The following is a 20,182-nucleotide window of genomic DNA, read 5'->3' as shown; positions in this document are numbered from 1 at the left end:
ACGCGCCACTGAAAGCGATGCGGCAAATGGTCCTTGTCGAGCCTTCAGGGAGTCGGCCATGTCCACGGGCTTATCGGCCAACGCGCAACCGCTTGCAACCCGCGGGTGTACAGAGGTCCGTGTCGAGGTGATCTGACTTAGAATCCATCTAACTGAGACAGGCCGAGGTCACGTGCGCTTGCGGTGCTGATAGATTCATTCTCACTCGCATCGGCAGATATTCAACGTGGAACCGGTCATGATAAAATCCGTCCCTCTCGAGCAGCATATCGATAGCTATCTGCCGGAGCGAATTGCAACCATATTGGTTCGCAGTCGCCACGCGGGGCTCGTCAGCAAGGAGCCATCCACGCGCATCAACTACCTCCTCGAGATTGCGTCGCTGCACACCAGGGGTGAGCTCCTTGGGCAGCCTGGCCTCGGACGCCTGAGTTTGCAACGGATCGAGAAGTGGATGGATTTTCATGGCCGCCGCCTTCGGCGCAACGATGAGAGTCTGGATAGCGTGATCTGCCGATTTGGCTTTCGGCACGCTTTGCTCGAGAAAAAGGCCAGCCGGTTCGCGCCCAGATCGGTCATCTCGGCCGAGGACAGAGACAAGCTCTTGCGCGAGTTCGGTTCATACGGCGAGCGCGAAGATATCCGGCGGCCGGAACGGCGGATTGCGGTGAGCCAAGATACTTGATGCGAGGGTGCCGCCCGTTCGCTACCCGTCTACGTCTCATCCGCCAAAACTGAAACACTCGAGTTTTTTTGAGCGCGCCTTGAGTGAAACTCAACGGTAAAACTCAACGCGCGCATTCTGAACCTGCCTTCGCAGTTGTCTTCTTCGCGGCGGGCTTCTTGGGCGCTTGCTGGCCACGCGCATTGTTCAGCCAGGCGACGAAGGCCGTCAGCGCGGGATCGTCAGCCATGCGCTGCTCGTATTCGAGCACGAACTGCCGGCGCGTCGGGCGAACGGTTGGATGGGCCTTGACGAGATTGCCGCGTGCGAGGTCGGACGCGAGAAGGCCGTCGATGGCGATGGCGGCACCCATGCCGGCGGCCGCCGCTTCAATGGTCAGGCCGAGGCTTTCGAAGCTGCTGCCGCCCTGCACGGGCACGTCGGCGAATTGGGCGTGATCGAGCCACCGCCGCCAATCGTCCGGGCGCGGCCGTGCATGCAGGAGAGGAACGGTTGCGAAATCCACGGCGCCGTTCGTCATGAACTGCGGCGCGCAGACCGGCACGGTCGCAATCGGCAGCAACGAATGGGTGACGAGCCCGGCGCGAGGCTGCCCGTCCGAGACGGCGATCACCGCATCGTAACGGCTGGCGAGAAGGTCGAGCGGATTGGAGCTCGTGTGCAGGTCGACTTCCAGATCGGGATAGGCCGCATTGAGCGTGGGCCAGATCGGCAGCAGGAAGCGCGAGACGAAGAAGCCATAGACCCCGATCGAAAGCCGCCTGAAACGCCGCAACCGCAGCCCGTCGGCGGCATCTGCGATCCGGTCCAATGCTTCGCGGGCGGAATCGGCAAACGTCTTGCCCGCGGAGGTGAGAACCAGGCCGCGCGAGCCGCGCAGGAAAAGGGCGGTCCCCATTCGCGCTTCCAGGGCGCGGACGTGCCGGCTCACGGCGCCGACGGTCACGTTCAGTTCGTCGGCTGCCCGGGTGATCGACAAGTGCCGTGCGGCGGCCTCGAACGCCCGCACCGCATGCAACGGAGGAAGTCGTCGTGATGCCATCGCGAGAGCTTAGTTCAAAAGGACCGGCCGGCAAACGGGGGGAACCGCAGCGTTGAGTCTGGCTCAAGCCCCCGACCCAAGAAGTCGTTTGCACGGGAGCTCCCCGGCTCATACGCCGATATTTTCCGCAAGTTTCGTCCAGGCCGGTGCGGCCCGGGCGGGCGGAGCCGAGGGAGATGCCCATGACCATTCATGTCGATCTGACCGGCCGCGAGGCGGCAGCCCGGCGCTCCAGAGCGCTGGCACCCACCTGTCGCGGGCTGAACTATTATTCGCTCGACCAAAGCCTGCGCGGCCTCTTGCCCCAATACATGGAGGCTCCACTGCTGGCGCATCTCGCGCCGCACCTTTCGGAACTCGGCGAACTCGCCGGAGGCCGGCTGCATGATTTGTCTGATCAGGCCGAGCGCCATCAACCGGTGCTGCACCCGCGCGACGGCTACGGCCGCGACGAGGAGTGGGTCGAGTATCACCCAGCGTATCGCGAGATGGAAAGCATCGCGTTCGGAAAATTCGGCATGCACGCGATGTGCAATCGCGGTGGCGTCTTGGACTGGCCTTCGCCGATGCCGCCGATCGCAAAATACGTCTTTCATTATCTGTTCGCGCAAGCCGAGTTCGGCCTGCTTTGTCCGGTCAACCTCACCGACAGTTCTTCTGAGCTGGTGCGCCGTTTCGGTACGGATGAGCTGCGCCAGCGATATCTCGAACCGATGTGGAGTCAGGATCCTGCCGCGCTGCTCAAGTGCGCGCAGTTCATGACCGAGAAAACCGGCGGTTCCGATGTGGGCGCCGGCGAACTCGTCGCTGTCAGCGATGGCCGGGATTGGAAGCTGTGGGGCGAAAAGTGGTTCTGCTCGAACGTCGACGCCGAACTGGCGGTGCTGCTCGCCCGGCCCGAAGGCGCGGTGGCGGGCGGTCGCGGGCTCGGCCTGTTCCTGATGCCAAAAGTGCTTTCCGATGGACGGCGGAATTCCTACCGGATCCTGCGGTTGAAGGACAAGCTCGGCAGCCGCACCATGGCAAGCGGCGAGATCGTTTTCGAGGGCGCCACAGCCTACCAGCTCGGCGAGCTCGATCAGGGCCTCAAGCACATGCTGGTCATGGTGAATTCGAGCCGCGTGTCGCACCTTGCGCGCGCGGCGGGCATGATGCGGCGATGCTTCAATGAGGCGATGATCGCCGCGCGGCATCGCAACGCGTTCGGGCGCACCGTGATCGACCATCCGCTGATGCGCCGGCAGTTGCTCAAGCTGATGGTCCCGACGGAGCAGGCGCTGTCGGCGCTATTGTACTCGTCGACCGCGTCCGACAAGGTGCTGCGGCTGCTGACGCCGATCGCCAAATACCGGGCGTGCCGGGACAACGTCACGGTCGCCACGGGTGCGATGGAGGCCCGCGGCGGCAATGGCTACATCGAGGACTGGCCGAACGCGCGGCTGGTTCGCGATGCCCATCTCGGCCTGTTGTGGGAAGGCACCAGCAACATCAACGCGCTCGATGCGGTCCAGCGCGCGGTGGGAAAGGCGCGGGGCCATGAGGCGTTGCGCGACGATCTCGGCCGCCGGTTGGACGACACGGCCGGGATGCCGGGTCAGTTCCGGACGCGCCTTTCCGGCGCGCTGACGGATGCGATGCGGTTTGCGGAACAGGTTGCGGCGGATCCCGAGAACGAGCGTTTTTGCAGGATCGCCGCCGGAAAGCTCTACCACGCGACGACGGCTGCGCTACTGGCGTCCGAAGGCACGCGCCTCGGCAACGACGGCGGCGACGCACGCCGCCTGCTGCTTTCGCGTTTTGTGCTCGAGCATCGCTTGGCCGAACATTCGTCTACCAATCTGCAGGCGCAGCATTGGGAGAACGCAGCGATCGATTTGCTGCTCGGCGATGCGCCGGTCTCGCTGCGCGAGGCTGCCGCGCTGGTGCAGGGGTAAGTCATGGACATCGCTCACCAACGTGAACTCGCCCGCCTGCTCGCGACGCTGCGCCGTGAACGACGCCCGCAAAGCGGCCTCGATCGACGGCTGGTGCCGCCCGACAAGGCGACAGCCTATCGCGTCGCCGGCATGGTCGCGGAAGAGCTGGGCTGGGAGGTCGTCGGCTGGAAGATCGCCGGCATGAAGGAGGGGCTACAGCGTCAGCTTCGCACGGACTCGCCGATCTATGGCCGGGTGTTCGCGCCGATCATGGAGTCGCCGGCCAGCGTCGAGCATGCCAAACTCTGCAGCCCGATTCCCGAAGTCGAGTATCAGGCGCGCTTGGGCGTCGATCTGCCGCCGCGCGAAAAGTCCTACACGCTGGCTGAGGTCACCGAGGCGGTGGTGTCGCTGCATACGGGAATCGAACTCGCCGAATGCCGCTTCGTCCACGACGCCACGTTTCCGCCGCTGCCTGCGATCCTCGCCGATGGCGCGGGAAGCGGCATCATCGTCTGCGGCACCGCGATCCCCGATTGGAAGACGCGCGACATCGCCGGGCAGGAAGTGTCGTTGACCTGCAACAGCACGCTGCGCCGAAAGGGCACGGCGGGGGAGGCGCTCGACCATCCCATGGTGCCGCTCACCTGGCTCGCCAACGAGCTCTCGCGCACCGGCATCGGAATGAAGGCGGGGCAGACCGTCAGCACGGGGACGCTGACAGGCATGTTGCGGCCGAAGCCCGGTGAGACCTATGTCGCGGATTTCGGCCCGTTCGGGCGCGTTACGGCGACCTATGCGTGACGAGCGGCGGCAAGGCCGATCTCACTTGCCCTGTTCGGGAAGGTCGCCAAGAAGATTCGACAGCCTGACCGCAAGCTTTCGCAGCCGGACATTCTCCTCGAGCAGCAGCCCGAGATTGGCGTTTTCCTGCTGCCGCGCGCCGTCTCTGCGAAGTCCGTCGGCTTCGTCGAGCAGGGGCGATAGCGCGGCAAGGAGGGCGTCGCCTCGAAGCGGCGCGTTGCGTGCTCGAAGCTCGTACTTGTCCTGACGCAGCGGCACGACGTTGTCGCGATGTCCGGCGTCCCGAAATGCATCGACGCCGGCCCGTCTGGCACGCGGTGAATGTTCGGTACTCATGACAATTTCCTGATCACAAGGTGGCACAGTCGCCTTTTCAGCGACGAACTTTCCATTGAGTCCGGGGCAAATTTGCGTCGGAAAGGCAACGGCGAAAAGGCTCGCCAGATAGTTCATGCGTCGTTCGAGTCACACGGCAGATCGGATTAGGCCTAATTTTTGACGTACCGCCGGCCTTTCTGGCGTCTCGGGGTGGGCTGGGGAGCAAACCACCTTAGGGGCGTACCGATGACGGATTTCCTGACCAATGCGGAGCACTGGCGCAAGCGCGCGGAACGGACGAGGGAGCTAGCTGCGGTCGCCGTCAAGGACCAGGGGCGCCTGCTCAAGGTGGCGGAAGAATACGATCGCCTGGCGGCGCTCGCCGAACGGCGGCGAAGCGCGCCGGTTCCGCCCGGTCCCTACGCTCCGGCAAGCCGGCCCGAATAAACCCTTCAATCGAAGAAGCCGTCGTACGAGGCGGGCATTTCCGCTTCCGCAGGCGCGTGGCTGCGTCGTTGCGGCGGAGAAATGCGCCGCCATACCCAGATGTGTGACCTCTAAAACACAACCGCCAAGCAACGTTCAAGCCATTGTGATCGCGCGATTGCGGTCGAATCAACGAATCGCCTAGACCGTTAGCGGGGCTGGGAAGCGGAGAGTTAGTATGAGAGTCGCTTCCTTAGAAAGTGTACTGACGGCGGCTACGCTGGTATTGGCCATCGTCATCGTGCTGTGGGGAATCAAGATTTTCCACGGTGTGTGAACAGGCGAGCTGGCGTCGAACTAGAGACCTCCGGTCAAGAAGAGGCTCGCGACAAAGGCAGAGGCAAAGGCGTCACTTCCGCGGCGGCGGAGGCCTTTTTGTTCCTGGTTGCCCGACGCATGGTTCGCCGGAGGCTTGTCCCTTCCGACGCGTATCGAGTTTGATTTACGGCCTGGCGCGATTCCGCACGGGCCGCGAGAGGCATTGGTTTCAAATTCCGCATGCATTTTGGTTATTATCTGATGATCGCAGCCCTCGTTCTCATGGGGCTTGAGGTTCTTTACGCGCTCTATCAATTGTCGACGTTTCTCTAAATCGCACGCGCAGGCTGCAGGTTTGCAGCGCGCGGGCCTCACGGCTTGCCGCAATCACGCCGCTTTAGCGCCGGGGTCGTCTCCGCACGATTCCAATTTTAGTCGCAAATTTGCCTGCCGACTCACCTCATTCTCCGCGCGCGACAAGGTGACTGGGGGCACGATTCGCTTTTTAAAATTGGAGTATCATCATGCGAGTAGACCATCCGCAGCTTAATAAGCGAGACCGCCGCGCTGAACCTTCATTTTGGGTTGAGGAACCTACCGACGACGCTCTTTCACTGCTTGAGAATGCCCTTAGCGGGGATGAGCCCGCCCTTCGTCGCAACGAACAGGCCGACGAAGCCCATGCGCTGATCGAGGAGAATGCCAGGCTTCGGGAGCTTTTGTCCCAGCTTTCGGACCTGATCCGCAAAAACGGCGTTCACACGCGCTAGACCAGCGCCCACGATCTGATTTCGGCCCCGCCCCGGCACGAGTGGTTCGACCGCTGCCGGGGCGGGGCCGCATTGTTTTCAGGGATTGAATTCTTTGCCGCCGCCCGAGAAGCGGCGGATAGCTCGGCCGGATACGCGCCGCTGTCAGGCCAGATGACACGCCACGAAATGCCCGTTGCTGCCTTGCTTCAGTTCGGGCGCGCTTTCCCGGCAGCGCGGCTCGGCGATCGGGCAGCGGGTGTGGAAGTGGCAGCCGCGCGGCGGGTTCATCGGGCTGGGTACGTCGCCCTGCAGCCGGATCCGCTTGCGCTTCACCTTCGGGTCCGGCACCGGCACGGCGGAAAGCAGCGCCTGCGTGTAGGGATGTCGGGGATTGCGGTAGAGGTCGCTCGCGTCAGCCAACTCGACGATGCGCCCGAGATACATCACCGCGACGCGGTCGGAAATATGCTCGACCACGGAGAGATCGTGGGCGACGAACAGATAGGTGAGCTTGAGCTCGGCCTGCAGGTCTTCCAACAGATTGATCACCTGCGCCTGAATGGAGACGTCGAGCGCGGAAACCGGTTCGTCGCAGACGATGAACTTCGGCTCCACCGCAAGTGCGCGCGCAATCACGATGCGCTGGCGCTGGCCGCCGGAAAATTCGTGCGGGTAGCGGCGCATGTGCTCGGCCTTCAGCCCGACCTTGACGAGCAGGCTCGCCACGCGGTCATCCCGCTCGCTTGCCGAGGAAGCGAGCGCGTGGATGGTGAAGGCTTCGCCGAGAATCGCGCCGACCGTCATGCGCGGATTGAGCGAGGCAAAGGGGTCCTGGAAGACGATCTGCATGTTGCGCCGCATGGCGCGCAGGTCGCCGCCGGAAAGGCCTCGCACGTCGCGCCCATCGAAGACGATCTCGCCTTCGCTGGGTTCGACCAGGCGCAGCACGCAGCGCGCGGTGGTGGACTTGCCGCAGCCGGACTCGCCGACCAGCCCGAGCGTTTCGCCGCGATTGACTGCAAACGACACGCCGTCCACCGCATGCACGCGCCCGACCTCCCGCGAAAGGAGTCCGCCCTTGACGGGAAAATGCTTTTTCAGACCGGTGACGCGCAGCAGGGGTTCGCTCATGCCGTCTCTCCGCGCGCTTCTTCGAGGTGACACGCCATGCGATGGCCCGGTGCGACCTCGCGCAGCACCGGCTCCTGTTCGGCGCAACGACCAAAGGCGTAGCGGCAGCGCGGCGCGAAGCGGCAGCCGGGCGCGGGATTGATCAGGATCGGCACCGAGCCGCCGATCGCTTCCAGCCGGGTCTTGTGCGCGGCAGCAAGGTCGATGCGCGGGATCGAGCGGATCAGGCCCTGCGTGTAGGGATGGCGCGGGCTTTCGAACAGGCTGTCGACATCGGCCTCTTCGACCACCTTGCCGGCATACATGACCACGACCCGCTGCGCGGTTTCGGCCACCACGCCCATGGCGTGGGTGATCAGCATCACCGCCATGCCGAAGCGGTCCTTCATGTCCTGCAGCAGGTCGAGGATCTGCGCCTGGATGGTCACGTCGAGCGCGGTGGTCGGTTCGTCGGCGATGACGAGCTTGGGCTTGCAGGCCAGCGCCATCGCGATCATGACGCGCTGGCGCATGCCGCCCGAGAACTGATGCGGGTAATCATGGACTCGGGCTTCCGCGTTGGGGATCTGCACCAGCTTGAACATCTCGACCGTGCGGGCGAGTGCGTCCTTGTTGGAGAGGCCCTCGTGGCGGCGCAGGCTCTCGGCAACCTGTTCGCCGACCGATAGCACCGGGTTGAGCGAGGTCATCGGCTCCTGGAAGATGAAGCCGATATCCTTGGCGCGGATGTTATCCAGTTCGCTGCTGGTGAGCGGCACGAGGTCGCGGCCCTCGAACAGGATCTGGCCCTGGACGATTTGGCCGGGCGGCATTGCGATCAGTTTCAGGATCGACATCGCGGTGACGGTCTTGCCGCAGCCGGACTCGCCGACCACGCACAGCGTCTCGCCCTTATGAAGCGTGATGTCGACGCCGTCGACTGCCTGAACCATGCCGTCGTCGGTGGCGAAGTGGGTTTTCAGGCCCTTGATTTCGAGCAATGGGGTCATCAGATCACCCGCCGCGCATCGAGCGCATCGCGCAGGCCGTCGCCGATGAAATTGATCGCGACGACCGCGATGAAGATGGCGCCGCCCGGAAACATCGCCCAATGCGCAGCGATGTCGAGATAGTCCTTGGCGTCGAACAATAACCGTCCCCAGGTCGGGGTATCAGGCGGAAAGCCGAGGCCGAGAAACGACAGCGTCGATTCGGCGATGATCGCGGCGGCGACGTCGATGGTGCCGGCGATGATCACGGGGCCGACTGCGTTGGGCAGGATGTGCCGCACCACCTGCCGCAACGGGCTGGCGCCGAGCGCGCGCGCGGCTTCGACGAATTCCTTCTCGCGCAAGGAGAGGAACTGAGCGCGCACCAGCCGCGCGACCGGCATCCAGCGCAGGCCGCCGATGACGAGCACGATCAAGATGAAGATGCCGCCCTCGGGCCCGAACACGGATTTGAGCCCGTCGCGGAACAGATAGATCAGAAGCAGCAGCAGCGGCAGTTGCGGTAGCGAGAGGAACAGGTCGGTCAGCCACATCAGCGCGTGCCCGAGCGCCCCGCGCGACATGCCGGCGAGCGCACCGATCAGCGTGCCGACGAGGACGGCGACCGCCATGGCGGCAAGCCCAACCGCGAGCGAGATACGTCCACCATAGATCATGCGGGCGAGGATATCCTGCCCGAGATCATCGGTGCCGAAGGGGTGGGCGAGCGAGGGGCCCTCAAGGCGCGCAGTGAAATCGATGTCGTTGATGCTGACGCGCCAGACGAATGGGCCGAATACCACCGCTGCGATCAGGACAAGCAGCAGGAACGCGCTGACCACGGCGAGCTTATGGCGGCGATAGCGCCGCCAAGTCTCGCGCCAGGGCGACCAGGCCGGCCGCCGCTCAGCGGAAGGAGATGCGAGGGTCAAGCCAGCCATAGAGGACATCCGCGATCAGGTTGAAGAGCACCACAAGACAGGCGAAGACGAAGGTCACGGCCATCACAACCGGCGTGTCGTTGGAGAGGATGGAGGAAATCAGCAGTGAGCCGATTCCCGGAATCCGGAAGATCTGCTCGGTGACAATGGCGCCGCCGAACACGGCGGGCATCTGCAGCGCGACCAGGGTGACGACCGGAATCATCGCGTTGCGCATCGCGTGCTTGACGATCACCCTCGATTGCCCGAGGCCCTTGGCGCGGGCGGTGGTGACGTAGTCAAGGCGGATCACGTCCAGCATGGCCGAGCGCACGAAGCGCGTCATCGAAGCCGCCTGGAACAGGCCGAGCACCATCACCGGCATGATGGCCTGGCGGATATGCTCGAAGAGCCAGCGTATCCCGGTCGCCTTGATATCGCTGGAATAGACAAAGGGCAGCCAGTCCAGCGTGATCGAGAAGATCAGGATGAATAGCAGCCCCGTGAAGAAAGTCGGCAGCGAGAAGCCGATGAAGGCGAGCGTGTTGGCGATCTGGTCGAAGATCGAATAGGGCCGGGTGGCGGCGAAGACGCCGACCGGTATTGCGATCAGCAGTGCCAGTATTTGCGCCGATCCGATCACGTATAGCGTGGTCGGCAGGCGCTGCAGGATCAGCATATCCACGTTCATCCGGCTGACAAAGGAAAAGCCCCAGTCGCCCTGCGCCATCGCCGAGAGCCAGCGCAGGTAGCGGACGTAGACCGGATCGTCGAGGCCGAACTTGGCCCGAAGCGACGCTGCCACTTCGGGCGGCACGTTTGGATTGGTCACGAGCTCTGCGAACGGATCGCCGGGCGCCAGCGCAAGTACCGTGAACAGAACGAGCGAAATGCCGAGCAGGCTCGGCACTGCGATCAGCAGGCGACGCAGGATATACTGCCGCATGAGGACGATCCGCCTATGCCGGCTTTCAGGCCTCTCGATACCAGTCCTGGATATTGTCGGTGTCGTTGGTCCAGCCGCTGAGCACCGGGCGCAGCGAGTTGACTGCCGCGCCGACCTTCAGGCGGTGCTGCACGGCGATGGTCACCGTGTCCTGCCACATGATGTCGTTGGCCTTGATATAGTGTGCCGCACGTTTGACCGGATCGGTTTCAGCTTCGGCCGCATCGATCGCCGCGTCGAACTCCTTGTTGACCCAGCGCGGGAAATTTCGGCCCTGCCACTTGTTTTCCTTGGTGGCCACGAAGCGCGAATGAAAGCGTCGCATGTGCTGAGCGGGGTCGGGCTGGGTCATCGGAATCTGGAACATCTGGATGTCGGCGTAGAACTTGGAATAGGTGTCGGGATTGGCGACATCGGAGGAGAAGAACACCGAGGCCACCACCGATTTCAGTTCGATGTCGATGCCGGCCTTCCGGCACGCCTGCTTGACGATCGCCTGGGTTTTCTGCCGCGGGCCGTTGATCGAGGTCTGGTACAGGATTTTCAGCTTCTTGCCGTCCTTCTCACGGATTCCGTCGGCCCCGGCCTTCCATCCAGCCTCCTCCAACACCTGGACCGCTTTCTCGACGCTGAACTCCCATTTCGTGTTCTTGGAGACGAATTGTTCGGGACCGTTGAGGAAGCTGGCCGTGGTGCGGCCGGCGCGACCATAGATGTGCTTCTGAACGGCTTCGCGGTCGATCAGGAGCGCCAGCGCCTTGCGTACGGCCGGATCGGAGAACAGCGGATGCTTGGTCTTCATCGACGAACGTTCGCCGTCGATCTCGGTGTTGGGATCGGTGAAGTTCAGTGCGATGAATTCGATATCGCCGCCGGTCGTGTAGACGGTCTTGCCCTTGCCGCCCTTCTCCAGGCGCAGCAGGACCTCGTCTTCCACCTGCATGTTCCAGGCATAATCATATTCGCCGGTCTGGATCACCGCGCGTGCCGCCGAGACGGCATCGCCGCCGCCCTTGATCTCGATCGTATCGAAGTAGGGGCGGTTCGGCATGTGGTAGTCGGGATTGATTTCCCCGCGCACAAGATCGCCCGGCTTGAACTCGACGAACTTGTAGGGACCGGTGCCGACCGGCTTCAGATTGTTCGGGGCCTCGCGGGACTTGGCGCCCTTGTATTCCGCGAACAGATGTTTGGGCAGAATGCAGCCGACCACGGCGACGAAGGCGTCGGCCCAGAACGGGGTGGGATTCTTGAACAGGACGCGGACGGTGAGGTCATCGATTTTTTCGACGGTGATGTCCTGGTAGACGCCGATAGTCAGCGCCGCGGTGGCGGGATCTCGGGCGTATTCCCAGTTGAACACGACGTCGTCGGCGGTGAAAGGTTTGCCGTCGTGCCATTTGACGCCGGGCTTGAGCTTCCAGGTCACCGACTTGCCGTCGGCGGCGAGACCGCCGTTTTGAATAGACGGGATTTGCGCAGCGAGAATCGGACAAAGGTTGCCGTTGGCATCCCAACTCGCGAGCGGCTCGTAGAACAGGCGCGAACCGTCCTGGTCCTTGGTGCCGGTGGCAAAATGCGGATTGAGCAAGGTCGCTCCCTGCCACCACAAAAGCTTCAGCGGGCCACCGCCGCCGCGCTTGGTCGGCTTGTAGGGGGCGGGGCTCTGCGCCATGGCCACGCCGCCGACGGCGAGGATTTGCGTCGCCATCGGCGCGGTGAGACCGAAGGCAAGCATCCGCTGAACGAAGGCGCGGCGATCCATGCGGCCGTCCTTCACCTCGTCGATCATGGTCCGCAGTTCGGTGTCCAGCATCGTTGTCCCCCATCTGGTTTTGGCGTTGTGCGGAGCGCCGCCGGGCGGCAGCGTCATGTGTCCCAGGATAAGATGGCACATCAAATGCCCCGGAGGTCAATGTCCGCCTGTCAACAATTGGCAGTATGGAAGCGGCCAATGATTTCTGCTTGGGCAGAAACCCCATTGCAGCGCACATCGCGTTGGCATTCCGGCGGTCTCGGCGCGTCAAAGCGCGCGAAATCGCGCTTTGCACTGCAAAAAATTTGTTCGCCGGATCGGCCGGACCAAATCAGGACAAGGCCAAGTCAGGGTCAGGTCAGGGTCAAACCAGCGACATGTCCAGCGGCGGGGCCACGCCGTCAGGCAGCGGGCTGACATAGGGGGTGCGGGCGGTGCGCTTGTTCAGGTCGGCCTTGGCGGCGGCGATCAAGTCCGGTTCCGACAGCGCCCGGACGCCCAAGCCTGCCATGGCCTTGGCGGCCTGCACCATGGCCTTGTGGGCGTGCGGGCTCTTGCCCTGCGCCACCACCTGCCAGGTGTGCAAGGGGGTGCCGATGGCAATGGTCGGGGCGTGAACCTGGACGGTCGGTACGACCCAGCTCACGTCGCCAACATCGGTGGATCCGATCAGCGGGTTGCGCTTGGCGTCCAGCGGCACGATGAAATCGGCCAGCGGCCGCTCGGTCGGCTCCATGCCGATCGCATGATAGACGGTGGCGATATCCTTCTCGGTCAGCGTCGAGCGGATCTTTTGCGCGAAATCCTTGTCGGCCTCGTCGAAATGCGGCGGGCCGAGTTCCTCCATGATGCCGTGAAGGGCCTGTTCGAGCGGGGTGTTGGGCAGCAAATTGGAGACGGCGGAAATGATCCGCATCTCCACACTCGTTTCGGTCATCAGCGCCGCGCCTTGGGCGATCTTGTGGACGCGCTCCACCAGTTCGTTCATGCCGGGCAGATCGCGGGCGCGGATCGAATAGCGCACGCGGGCATGGGCCTGCACCACGTTGGGGGCGATGCCGCCGGTGTCGAGCAGGGCATAGTGTACACGCGCATCGCTCGGCATGTGCTCGCGCATGTAGTTGACGCCGACATTCATCAGTTCGACCGCATCCAGCGCGCTGCGGCCGAGATGCGGCGAGGCCGCGGCATGCGAGGTGCGCCCGGTGAAAATGAAATCGGCGCGGGTGTTGGCGAGCGAGGGCGTCACCGCCACTTCCCAGAAACTGTGGGGATGCCAGGTGATCGCAATATCGGCGTCGTCGAAGGCGCCTGATCGCACCATGAAGGTTTTCGCCGCTCCACCTTCCTCCGCGGGGCAGCCATAGTAGCGCACGCGCCCCGGCACCTTGTGCTCGGCTAGCCAATCCTTCACGGCCGTGGCCGCGAGCAGGGCGGCGGAGCCGAGCAGATTGTGGCCGCAGCCATGGCCGTGGTCGCCGGCCTGCAGCGGCCGCGGTTCCGCCACGCCAGCCTCCTGGCTGAGGCCGGGCAGGGCGTCATATTCGCCAAGGAAGGCGATCACGGGTCCGCCTTCGCCCCATTCGCCCATCAGGGCGGTGGGAATGCCTGCGACCTGCTCCGTGACGCGGAAACCCTGATGACGCAGCTCGGCGAGATGTTCGGCGCAAGAACGCGCCTCGGTGTAGCAGATCTCGGGCATCGCCCAGACCCGGTTGCTCAAGTCTATGAAGCGCGGTTTGATGGTGTCGACGCCACGCCAGATGCTACTGCGGTTATCCATCTTCCAATTCCTGAAACTGAAGGCGATGTGAGCAATTATTATCAGCTTCGCGAGAGAAGGCCCAGCGCAGGGCAGGTATCCGCCATGCTCGTCACACCTTCAAGACGTGCGGCCTGAACAGCCGGCCCTTCTCCACCACCAGCACCACCGCGAGCGCCGCCAGCGTGCAGAGCAGAAAGCCGGTCGCGAACGGCACCAGCGTGCCGTCGTAATCCTGGCCGATGGTGGCGCCGATGCCGATGCCGAGCAGCGTGGTGATCGAGCCGTACAGCGACGCAGCGGTGCCGGCGATATGGCCCTGCGGCTCCATGGCGAGTGCGGTGAAATTGGCGATCATCAACCCGAACGCAAACATCATGGATATCGAGAGCACCATGAACAGCGGCAACGGCAGCATCTGTATTTTCGCCGCCACCAGCATGGTTGCGGCGATGACCACGAAGCCTAGCAGAGCAGCGTGGGAGATCACGCGCATGCCGAGGCGGCCGACGAGGCGGGAATTGACGAAGCCGGCAATGGCGGTTCCGACCGCGACGCCTGCGAACGCAAGCGGAAAATAATATCCGAGCTTGTAGATCCCGGTGAACACCTGCTGCGAAGTGAACACGAACGCGAACAGCGAACCCAATACGCCGCCGGCGACCAGCGCATAACCCAGCGTCTGGCGATTGGTCACGGTCTGGCGGAACGCGTCAAATACCTCGCCGACGGCGAGCGACCTTCGCTTTTCGACCGGCAGCGTCTCCGGCATGCGAAGCGCGCTCCAGATCAGCGCCACCACGCCATACAGCATCAGTACGATGAAGATGCCGCGCCATTGCGTCAGCAGCAGCACGGCCTGGCCGAAGGCCGGGGCGACCACGGGCACCGCGATGAACATCATCATCGCCAGCGACATCACGCTCGCCATGCGCCGGCCGGCATAGCAGTCGCGCACGATCGACGTCGCGATCACGCGGGTTGCCGAGGTGCAGAGGCCTTGCAGTGCGCGAGCCAGCAGCAGCGTTTCGAAAGAGGGAGCGGCAATCGCGAGCAGGCTGGCGATGCAATAGACGGCCATGCCCCCGAGCAGGACCGGCCGTCGCCCGAACCGGTCGGACAAGGGGCCCATGACGAACTGCCCGACGCCGAAGCCGACCAGGAAGATCGACAGCACCATCTGCGGCCGGTTGGCCGAGGTGATGTGAAAGGCGGACGCGATGTCCGGCAGCGCCGGCAGCATCATGTCCATCGCAAGCGGATTCAGCGCCATGATCGACGCGATCACGATCACGAATTCGGGGAAGCCCATCGGGCGGTGGCCTGAAGCGGCCAAGGCATCGGCACTGGTATCGGACAACGAAAAACCCTCTCGAGGAAGGCACCTTATGGATTTTGGTGCGATGCACAATCCGCTTTTTCGAATGGCAGACCGTCGGCGAGCGGGCCAGCGCACATGGAGCAGACGGTGTCGCCAGGCTGACCTACTCGCCGGCGAGGGCCTCATTGCACCGCTTGGCAAACGCCAGGAGGTAGGCGCCCATATCGGCGGAAAGCCGTGCAGTGGGTTGCACATTCTGTGTGCTCATGTTGAGCGCGTACACCGGCATCCCTCGGACGATGAGCGGTGTCGCAACAGCGAGCACGCCGCGCTGCCAGGAGACGGCGCAATATCCGTCGCGCTTGACGGACCGGATCGACTTCTGCACCTCGGCGAGCAAGTTTTGCGTCGCCCCGGCGCTGCGCCGCTTGAACGTTGCAAGCAGCCTGGCTCTTTCCTGTTCTGATATGCCGGCCAGATAGGCGCGCCCGAGCGAGGTCAATTCCATCGGCACTTGCTGCCCCGCAACGACGTTGCGCAGCGCCACGCGCGGATTGAAGCGAACCGATTCCAGATAGACCATCATCGAGCGGTCCGCGGTGGCCAATCCGACATTCATCTTCCGCCGCATCGATTCGATGCGCATCATCGGGCCGAGCGCATTGAGGACCGGCGAGCTGACGCGCATCGCATGCCCGAAGCTGATTACGGCTGCGGCCAGCCGGTAGGCGCGCTCGCTGCGAACGTCGTCCAGCATGCCCGATTGCACAAGCGTACGCGTAAGCCGGCTGACGGTGGCGCGCGGGATTCCGGTTCGCTCCGCGATCTCTCCATTTCCGAGAACGTCGATGCCCTGACGGAACGCGCGCAGGATCTCGATCCCTCTTTGCAAGGAACGATTGCCGCCCGCAGAGCTCATGGCGCGTCGCCTCCCTCGGCCATCCAAGGGATAGGCGGGATAGCCCAAGAGATGCAAGCGGGTCGGGCAAATGTCGGCGAACGCAGCCGCGACCCAATTCCACCAGGTGGAAATGGGGTCAAGAGCAGCCGAGTTGCCCGTGCTAGCTCCACAGACGGCCCGGACAGAGAAGCCGCCACGCCAGAACGCATTTTCAAAATGCCCGAACAACAGCCCAAGGGAGCACGCATGCAAGAGAGCAAGGTCACGTATCTTTCAGGAGCGCACCGGCGCCTGCAGATCATTGTTGCCGCCATGTCGGTGCTGGCTGCGCTAGCCGTTACGCCGGTCCGAGCCGAATATCCGGCCAAGACCATCAAGATCGTCGTTCCCTTCTCCTCCGGCGGCGGCACCGACATCATCGCACGAACGCTGGCGCAGGAGATCACGTCGGATCTCGGCAAGCCGGTCATCATCGAAAACAAGCCGGGCGCGGGTACCGTCATCGGGACGCAGGTGGTCGCGACCAGCGAGCCCGATGGCTACACGCTGTTGCTGGCAAGCTTCGCCCACGCGGTCAATCCGAGCTTGAACAGCAAGCTTCCGTTCGATCCGCGCAAGGATTTCGCCGCGGTCTCGCTGATCGCGCGATCCCTCAACATCGTCGTCGTCAATCCAGCCTCGAAGATCAAATCGATCGCCGACCTGATCGCGGAAGCCAAGGCCAACCCCGCAAAGCTCAACTACGGCACGTTCGGCACAGGAACGTCGGCTCATCTGGCGGGCGAACTGTTCAAATCGCTGGCGAATGTGAACCTGACGACGGTGTCCTACCGCGGCGCCGCGCCGGCGATCACCGATCTCCTGGGCGGCCAGATCGATGTCATCTTCACCACGGTGGCAAGCGCCGCTTCGCTGATCGGCGGCGGGCAACTCCGGGCCCTGGCCGTCACGACCGCGGAACGCTCGCGTGCGTTCCCCGATTTGCCGACGGTCGCCGAAAGCGGGGTGCCGGGCTACGCCGCAGAGAGCTGGTACGGATTATACGCCCCGGCCAAGACGCCTGCGCCGATCATCGAGCGTCTGAACAAGGCCGTTGCGAAGGCCGTGCAGTCTCCAGCTTTCAAGCGGCTCGAAAGCAACGAGGGCCTGATCATGGTCGGCGGCGCGCCCGAAGAACTCGACCGCTATGTTCGGGACGAGGAAGAGCGATGGCGCAAGGTGATCAAGGACGCGAACGTCAAGGTGGAATAGCGCTTTCGCACCATCGCTCCCGACGTCCACGAAATCCATCACCGGTTTGAGAGGTAATGATGACCAGCCTGGTCGAATTGTCAGTCGAAGATTCCGTCGCGGTCGTGCGGTTGAACCGGCCGGATGTGCGCAACGCCATCAACGATGAGATGCGCGCCCAGTTCGTCGCCGCGCTCGACCGTGCCGGTAACGACGAAGCCGTGCGGGCCGTGGTTCTGACCGGAAACGGCAAGTCGTTCTGTTCGGGCGGCGACATTTCCGGCATGCGCGATCGGCTGCAGGGGCCCTCCGGAAAGGTGGCGTTCAACGGCTGGCGCAGACAACAGCAGACTCACAGGAGTATTGCCGCGCTCCACGGCATGGGAAAGGTGACGATCGCAGCCGTGAACGGCGCCGCGGCGGGTCTCGGATGCGATCTCGCGCTCGCGTGCGATTTCATCGTGGCCTCGGAAGATGCTGTGTTCAGCATGAGCTTTGTTCGTCGTGGACTGGTTTCCGACGGTGGAGGAATGTACTTCCTGCCGCGGCGGATCGGTTTGTCGCGCGCGAAAGAGATGATCTTTACCGGCCGTCCCGTAGGCTCAGCAGAAGCACTCGCGATCGGACTGGCGGATCGCGTGGGTCCGGCTGCGACGCTCGTGCATGACGCTTCCACATGGGCGCGCGATCTCAGTCGTGGGTCTGTTGCGGCCATCGCTCTGACCAAGGGGATCATCGACCGCACGTTTGAAACGGCGGAAGAGCAGGTCTTTGCGCTCGGCCGGGAAGCCCAGGCCATTTGCTACACGACTTCCGAACACCGGGAATCCGTTGCGGCATTCCTCGACAAATCCGCGCGCTAGGAGGGGCGATATGGATGCGCTGGAACGTCTGATCCGACCGAAGAGCGTGGCGATCATCGGCGCCTCAGCCGACGCCGGCAAATTGACCGGCCGTCCGCTCGCCTTTCTGCAGAAATATGGCTACGGCCATGAAGTCTTCCCAGTCAACCCGCGCTATCAATCGATCGGAGGCTATCCATGCTTTCCGGATATCCGGTCGCTACCGCACGCACCCGACGTCGCCATCGTCCTTGTCGGCTCTGCCCGCGTTCCGGACGCGGTCCGGGAACTCGGCGCGATCGGAACGGGGGCGGCAATCGTTCTCGCCGGCGGATTTGGTGAAAGCGGCGCCGACGGAATGGCCCGGCAGCAAGAGCTGAAGAGCGCCGCCGGCACCATGCGGCTGCTCGGCCCGAACACGATCGGCCTCGTCAATGTCACCGATGGTATCGCACTATCGGCGAGTGCGGCGCTCCAGATCAACCAGCCCGCACCGGGCTCCATCGCGCTGGTCTCGCAAAGCGGAGGCATTCTAGGGGCCCTGCTGTCGAGAGCCGAGGCCCAGGGTGTCGGCTTTTCCAAGCTGGTCGCGACGGGCAACGAATCCGATATAGACGTCTCTGACCTTGTCGATTACCTGGTTGACGATCCTGCCACGCAGGTGATTGCGCTCTATCTGGAAGGCCTGCGCAAGCCGGCGCAATTTCGCCAGGCGGCCCTGCGGGCGGCGCGAGCCGGCAAGCCAATCGTCGCTTTCAAGGTCGGGCGATCCGAGTCCGGCGCCCAATCGGCAAGCTCGCACACCGGGGCGTTGGCAGGGTCGGATGTCGTCTACGATGCATTGTTCAGGCAACTCGGCATCATCAGGGCGCTGCAATTCTCCGATCTGCTCGATATTCCGCTCGCGCTGAGTTCCGCCCGCCGATTGCAAGGCCGTCGCGTTGCCGTCGTAACGTCAACTGGCGGCTCGGCTAGTCTGGTCGCTGATGCGGCCGGCCTGGCGGGGTTTGAAACCCCGGCGCCAGACCCGATGACCGCTGAACGCTTGAAGGCTCTGAACATTCCCGACGCCGTGCTGGATCGAAACCCCATCGACGTTACCCTCGCGGGTGTAAAATCCGAATACTTTCGAAATGTGCTCGACAGCGTGCTCGAAAGTCCTTCCTACGATGCGGTTGCCGTCATTCTGGGATCGTCTTCGATCACGGAGCCGGAGATTGTCGGCGCGCCGTTGCGCGATTGCTTCGCTCGGACCGACAAGCCGGTTGTGGTGTTTGCCAGCCCGCACGCGCCGCACGCAGTCAGGCATCTCAATCTCTCGGGCATACCAACCTTCGCCGCGCCGGAGGCCTGCGTCACGGCATTTTCGGCAATGTGGCACATTCGCCGTAAGATTTCCCCGCAAACCGGTGAGCCGGCTATACCCGTGGCGGTTGGAGCCGACGTCCGGCGCATGCTGCGTCCCGGTCCGCTCAACGAATATGAGAGCAAGGCGCTGTTTGCGAAGTTCGGCGTTCCCATCACCCGTGAGGTCTGTGTCGCGACGCCTGAGGAAGCTGCGCCCGCCGCGTTGAATTTCGGCGGCAACGTCGTGATCAAGGTTCTCTCGCGCGACGTGCTCCACAAGTCCGATCTCGGGGGAGTTGCCGTCAATGTCTCGCCGCGCGATTCCGCGGCGACGTGCCGGCGGATGGCGGAGGCATTTTCGACGGCGACGAACCGGAGGCCGGAGGGATTTCTGGTCCAGGAACTGGTGACCGGCGCCGTCGAACTGATCCTCGGCTTCAAGGACGACAAGCAGCTAGGACCGTCGATCCTGTTGGGCATGGGCGGCATCGCCGCCGAGCTTTACAAGGACACCGCCGTGAGACTGGCGCCGCTTTCACGACAGGATGCGGAGGAAATGATCGGCGAGCTGAAGTCCGCTCCGCTGCTGCGCGGCTTTCGCGGCCGCCCCGTTGCGGATGTGGATGCCCTCGTCGACGCAATGCTCGCTTTCTCCAACATGGTGACTTCGATCGGGAAGAACCTGCTGGAGGCGGAGATCAATCCGTTGTTTGTCTTGCCCAGTGGGAACGGCGTTAAAGCGGCGGACGGCGTCGTCGTGGTGGCAGATGCGGAGGCCGGAAGCTGAACCACGTTGG

18 protein-coding genes are annotated in these 20,182 nt (G+C 63.6%); 8 read left to right on the top strand and 10 right to left on the bottom strand.

Annotated elements, in window-relative coordinates; genetic code table 11:
- Positions 1-238 precede the first annotated feature (238 nt).
- Complete coding sequence (locus LMTR3_RS08455) at positions 239-685, top strand: hypothetical protein (protein WP_065744635.1); 447 nt, start codon at positions 239-241, stop codon at positions 683-685.
- Positions 686-788: 103 nt separating this feature from the next.
- Here the strand turns inward: LMTR3_RS08455 and LMTR3_RS08450 are convergent, their stop codons facing one another.
- Positions 789-1,727, bottom strand: coding sequence for a LysR substrate-binding domain-containing protein (locus LMTR3_RS08450; RefSeq protein ID WP_084029488.1), 939 nt, complete (start codon positions 1,725-1,727; stop codon positions 789-791).
- Positions 1,728-1,909: 182 nt separating this feature from the next.
- On the opposite strand from LMTR3_RS08450, the gene LMTR3_RS08445 reads away from it, so the two are divergent.
- Both LMTR3_RS08445 and LMTR3_RS08440 read left to right on the top strand, forming a co-directional pair.
- Complete coding sequence (locus LMTR3_RS08445; RefSeq protein WP_141686524.1) at positions 1,910-3,661, top strand: acyl-CoA dehydrogenase family protein; 1,752 nt, start codon at positions 1,910-1,912, stop codon at positions 3,659-3,661.
- A gap of 3 nt (positions 3,662-3,664) precedes the next feature.
- On the top strand, positions 3,665-4,447 hold the full coding sequence (locus LMTR3_RS08440) for a 2-keto-4-pentenoate hydratase (RefSeq protein ID WP_065744633.1): 783 nt from the start codon (positions 3,665-3,667) through the stop codon (positions 4,445-4,447).
- Positions 4,448-4,468: 21 nt separating this feature from the next.
- Here the strand turns inward: LMTR3_RS08440 and LMTR3_RS08435 are convergent, their stop codons facing one another.
- On the bottom strand, positions 4,469-4,900 hold the full coding sequence (locus tag LMTR3_RS08435; RefSeq protein WP_065744632.1) for a hypothetical protein: 432 nt from the start codon (positions 4,898-4,900) through the stop codon (positions 4,469-4,471).
- Positions 4,901-5,011: 111 nt separating this feature from the next.
- On the opposite strand from LMTR3_RS08435, the gene LMTR3_RS08430 reads away from it, so the two are divergent.
- Positions 5,012-5,212: a hypothetical protein gene (locus LMTR3_RS08430; protein WP_065744631.1), complete on the top strand. Its 201-nt coding sequence runs from the start codon at positions 5,012-5,014 to the stop codon at positions 5,210-5,212.
- 821 nt (positions 5,213-6,033) lie between these two features.
- Positions 6,034-6,279 (top strand): hypothetical protein, encoded by a 246-nt coding sequence (locus tag LMTR3_RS37370; RefSeq protein WP_141686523.1) that lies wholly within the window; start codon positions 6,034-6,036, stop codon positions 6,277-6,279.
- A gap of 144 nt (positions 6,280-6,423) precedes the next feature.
- Here the strand turns inward: LMTR3_RS37370 and LMTR3_RS08425 are convergent, their stop codons facing one another.
- The 8 genes from LMTR3_RS08425 to LMTR3_RS08390 all read right to left on the bottom strand — a co-directional run bounded on the left by LMTR3_RS08425 (position 6,424) and on the right by LMTR3_RS08390 (position 15,984).
- Positions 6,424-7,392 carry an ABC transporter ATP-binding protein gene (locus LMTR3_RS08425; RefSeq protein WP_065744630.1) on the bottom strand — a complete coding sequence of 323 codons (969 nt, stop codon included), beginning with the start codon at positions 7,390-7,392 and terminating at the stop codon, positions 6,424-6,426.
- Positions 7,389-8,381 carry an ABC transporter ATP-binding protein gene (locus LMTR3_RS08420; RefSeq protein ID WP_065744629.1) on the bottom strand — a complete coding sequence of 331 codons (993 nt, stop codon included), beginning with the start codon at positions 8,379-8,381 and terminating at the stop codon, positions 7,389-7,391. Before LMTR3_RS08420 ends, LMTR3_RS08425 begins: the two co-directional genes overlap by 4 nt.
- Positions 8,381-9,301: an ABC transporter permease gene (locus tag LMTR3_RS08415; protein WP_065744628.1), complete on the bottom strand. Its 921-nt coding sequence runs from the start codon at positions 9,299-9,301 to the stop codon at positions 8,381-8,383. Before LMTR3_RS08415 ends, LMTR3_RS08420 begins: the two co-directional genes overlap by 1 nt.
- The gene (locus LMTR3_RS08410; protein ID WP_065744627.1) at positions 9,267-10,226 is read right to left on the bottom strand and encodes an ABC transporter permease; all 960 of its coding nucleotides are present in this window, start codon (positions 10,224-10,226) and stop codon (positions 9,267-9,269) included. The genes LMTR3_RS08415 and LMTR3_RS08410 overlap by 35 nt, the downstream gene beginning before the upstream one ends.
- A gap of 25 nt (positions 10,227-10,251) precedes the next feature.
- Complete coding sequence (locus LMTR3_RS08405; RefSeq protein WP_065744693.1) at positions 10,252-12,042, bottom strand: peptide ABC transporter substrate-binding protein; 1,791 nt, start codon at positions 12,040-12,042, stop codon at positions 10,252-10,254.
- Between the two features lie 304 nt (positions 12,043-12,346).
- Positions 12,347-13,765, bottom strand: coding sequence for a M20 family metallopeptidase (locus LMTR3_RS08400; protein ID WP_065744626.1), 1,419 nt, complete (start codon positions 13,763-13,765; stop codon positions 12,347-12,349).
- A gap of 91 nt (positions 13,766-13,856) precedes the next feature.
- The gene (locus LMTR3_RS08395) at positions 13,857-15,104 is read right to left on the bottom strand and encodes a multidrug effflux MFS transporter (RefSeq protein ID WP_065744625.1); all 1,248 of its coding nucleotides are present in this window, start codon (positions 15,102-15,104) and stop codon (positions 13,857-13,859) included.
- Between the two features lie 124 nt (positions 15,105-15,228).
- Positions 15,229-15,984, bottom strand: coding sequence for an IclR family transcriptional regulator (locus LMTR3_RS08390; RefSeq protein WP_065744624.1), 756 nt, complete (start codon positions 15,982-15,984; stop codon positions 15,229-15,231).
- A 228-nt stretch (positions 15,985-16,212) separates the two neighbouring features.
- Here LMTR3_RS08390 and LMTR3_RS08385 point away from each other — a divergent pair, with 228 nt between their 5' ends.
- Genes LMTR3_RS08385 through LMTR3_RS08375 form a run of 3 tightly spaced genes read left to right on the top strand, consistent with a single transcriptional unit; the run spans position 16,213 to position 20,172 of the window.
- A complete protein-coding gene (locus LMTR3_RS08385; RefSeq protein WP_065744623.1) occupies positions 16,213-17,217 on the top strand; it encodes a Bug family tripartite tricarboxylate transporter substrate binding protein in 1,005 nt (334 codons plus the stop codon).
- 56 nt (positions 17,218-17,273) lie between these two features.
- Positions 17,274-18,059, top strand: a complete 786-nt coding sequence (locus tag LMTR3_RS08380; RefSeq protein WP_065744622.1) for an enoyl-CoA hydratase/isomerase family protein — start codon at positions 17,274-17,276, stop codon at positions 18,057-18,059.
- A gap of 10 nt (positions 18,060-18,069) precedes the next feature.
- Positions 18,070-20,172 (top strand): acetate--CoA ligase family protein, encoded by a 2,103-nt coding sequence (locus LMTR3_RS08375; protein WP_065744621.1) that lies wholly within the window; start codon positions 18,070-18,072, stop codon positions 20,170-20,172.
- Positions 20,173-20,182 lie beyond the last annotated feature (10 nt).

Source organism: Bradyrhizobium sp. LMTR 3 (assembly GCF_001693485.1).
Lineage (GTDB): Bacteria > Pseudomonadota > Alphaproteobacteria > Rhizobiales > Xanthobacteraceae > Bradyrhizobium.
This window is presented reverse-complemented; position numbering and strand designations above follow the sequence as displayed.

Coding starts and splice junctions, on each gene's coding strand:
- LMTR3_RS08405 (WP_065744693.1), bottom strand. CDS start 12,042: ATGCTGGACACCGAACTGCGGACCATGATCGACGAGGTGAAGGACGGC.
- LMTR3_RS37370 (WP_141686523.1), top strand. CDS start 6,034: ATGCGAGTAGACCATCCGCAGCTTAATAAGCGAGACCGCCGCGCTGAA.
- LMTR3_RS08455 (WP_065744635.1), top strand. CDS start 239: ATGATAAAATCCGTCCCTCTCGAGCAGCATATCGATAGCTATCTGCCG.
- LMTR3_RS08390 (WP_065744624.1), bottom strand. CDS start 15,984: ATGAGCTCTGCGGGCGGCAATCGTTCCTTGCAAAGAGGGATCGAGATC.
- LMTR3_RS08410 (WP_065744627.1), bottom strand. CDS start 10,226: ATGCGGCAGTATATCCTGCGTCGCCTGCTGATCGCAGTGCCGAGCCTG.
- LMTR3_RS08415 (WP_065744628.1), bottom strand. CDS start 9,301: ATGGCTGGCTTGACCCTCGCATCTCCTTCCGCTGAGCGGCGGCCGGCC.
- LMTR3_RS08385 (WP_065744623.1), top strand. CDS start 16,213: ATGCAAGAGAGCAAGGTCACGTATCTTTCAGGAGCGCACCGGCGCCTG.
- LMTR3_RS08375 (WP_065744621.1), top strand. CDS start 18,070: ATGGATGCGCTGGAACGTCTGATCCGACCGAAGAGCGTGGCGATCATC.
- LMTR3_RS08400 (WP_065744626.1), bottom strand. CDS start 13,765: ATGGATAACCGCAGTAGCATCTGGCGTGGCGTCGACACCATCAAACCG.
- LMTR3_RS08440 (WP_065744633.1), top strand. CDS start 3,665: ATGGACATCGCTCACCAACGTGAACTCGCCCGCCTGCTCGCGACGCTG.
- LMTR3_RS08380 (WP_065744622.1), top strand. CDS start 17,274: ATGATGACCAGCCTGGTCGAATTGTCAGTCGAAGATTCCGTCGCGGTC.
- LMTR3_RS08435 (WP_065744632.1), bottom strand. CDS start 4,900: ATGAACTATCTGGCGAGCCTTTTCGCCGTTGCCTTTCCGACGCAAATT.
- LMTR3_RS08430 (WP_065744631.1), top strand. CDS start 5,012: ATGACGGATTTCCTGACCAATGCGGAGCACTGGCGCAAGCGCGCGGAA.
- LMTR3_RS08445 (WP_141686524.1), top strand. CDS start 1,910: ATGACCATTCATGTCGATCTGACCGGCCGCGAGGCGGCAGCCCGGCGC.
- LMTR3_RS08420 (WP_065744629.1), bottom strand. CDS start 8,381: ATGACCCCATTGCTCGAAATCAAGGGCCTGAAAACCCACTTCGCCACC.
- LMTR3_RS08450 (WP_084029488.1), bottom strand. CDS start 1,727: ATGGCATCACGACGACTTCCTCCGTTGCATGCGGTGCGGGCGTTCGAG.
- LMTR3_RS08425 (WP_065744630.1), bottom strand. CDS start 7,392: ATGAGCGAACCCCTGCTGCGCGTCACCGGTCTGAAAAAGCATTTTCCC.